Raw genomic sequence first — 829 nt, 5'->3', positions numbered from 1 at the left:
GGGAGCGTCAATAATTTTGTGTAAATAACTCGTCCTTCTGCAAAATAATGGGTTACTCAGTAAACATTGAAGCTAATGTATCCGTCACTTGTTGGAAGCCTTTATGGCTTCTATTTAAGAATTTTTGATTGTATGTATCAAAGATGGATACTAGGAAACGCTCTAGTGATTCTTCATTTTGAAACTGCTCTTTTCTGCGGCTGTATTTCTTGATTTGTTTATTGAAAGATTCGATTAAATTAGTTGAGTAAATGCTTCGGCGGATACCAGGCGGAAACTCATAAAAAGTCAATAAATCTTGATTTTTTATCAGTGACTGCGTCACTTTAGGATAAGTTTTCTGCCACTTCTCAATCATACTCCCTAAAAAGGTATTTGCCTCTTCCTTTGAGCTAGCTTGATAAACAGCCTTAAAATCATCACAGATTTCTTTTCGATCTTTGACACGTACTTTATGAGCAATATTACGGGAAATGTGAACACAGCAATGTTGGTATTTAGCTTTAGGATAAATCTGGTGAATCGTATCTTTCGTGCCTTTTAAGCCATCGGTAATAAACAGTAAGACATCATGAACCCCTCTGGAGTAAATGTCCTGTAACAACTCATTCCAAACGTAGGTCGATTCAGTCGGAGCAATCGCATAACTTAGTACTTCTTTAGTGCCGTCTTCTCGTATACCAATGGCAATATAGATTGCTTCTTTGGAGACGGTTTGCCGTTTTAAAGGAATATAAGTAGCATCCATGAAAATAGCGACATACTTATCATTTAGAGTTCTAACTTTAAATGCATTTACTTCTTCAGTCAGCACTTTAGTCATGTTGGA

General features: G+C 36.4%; 1 protein-coding gene. It reads right to left on the bottom strand.

The features are described 5' to 3' along the window. Nucleotides 1-52 precede the first annotated feature (52 nt). Nucleotides 53-829, bottom strand: a 777-nt coding sequence (locus BN346_RS20270) for an IS256-like element ISEfm2 family transposase (protein ID WP_040330943.1), incomplete at its 5' end; no start/stop codon positions are given.

Origin of the sequence: Clostridium ihumii AP5, assembly GCF_000612845.1 — a bacterium.
GTDB classification, from domain to species: Bacteria; Bacillota; Clostridia; order Clostridiales; family Clostridiaceae; genus Clostridium_J; species Clostridium_J ihumii.
The sequence above is the reverse complement of the archived record's forward strand: the minus strand, read 5'-3'. Positions and strand labels throughout refer to the sequence as shown.